This window comes from Microbacterium sp. SCPM-O-B-15248 (M128) (assembly GCF_058214835.1).
In genome coordinates this window covers 1-426 of the sequence record NZ_JBYQLI010000023.1, presented here as the reverse complement: position 1 = coordinate 426, position 426 = coordinate 1, and the positions used below count along the sequence as shown (strand labels likewise).

General features: G+C 62.9%; 1 pseudogene. It reads right to left on the bottom strand.

Annotated elements, in window-relative coordinates:
* Nucleotides 1-186 precede the first annotated feature (186 nt).
* Nucleotides 187-334, bottom strand: a pseudogene (locus AC3E6M_RS17060) (IS1/IS1595 family N-terminal zinc-binding domain-containing protein); the annotation flags it as partial.
* Nucleotides 335-426 lie beyond the last annotated feature (92 nt).

The following is a 426-nucleotide window of genomic DNA, read 5'->3' as shown; positions in this document are numbered from 1 at the left end:
ACCACGTTCCTACCCAGACACCGTCGACGAGGACGGCGTGGTGGACCGTCTCGACTTTTCCGAGATCGGGAACCAGCTCCCAACACCACGCAGACCGGCGGCGGAAGAATCGTCCCGACGCCGTCCCATCTGTTTCGGCTTGGGTGCTCTTGCCTACGATCCAGTTCACGAACCGGCGGAGCTGTTCTCGACGCGCGACGTCGGGGCGGCGCCTAGTCGACGATGCTCCGCACGACGGGCACCGCCACCGCTGCGTCCCTGCCGACGTCCGCCCGTTCTTCACCAGCAGCGACCCGCATACCAGACAAGTCGTCGAGTTCGTCGGAAGGTCCACGACTAAGGGTCGCGGACCATACCGATCCCCGTTTCACCGCGAAATCACGCGGCTAAACGACCATCTCATACACACTTTTTGGCCTATAACCC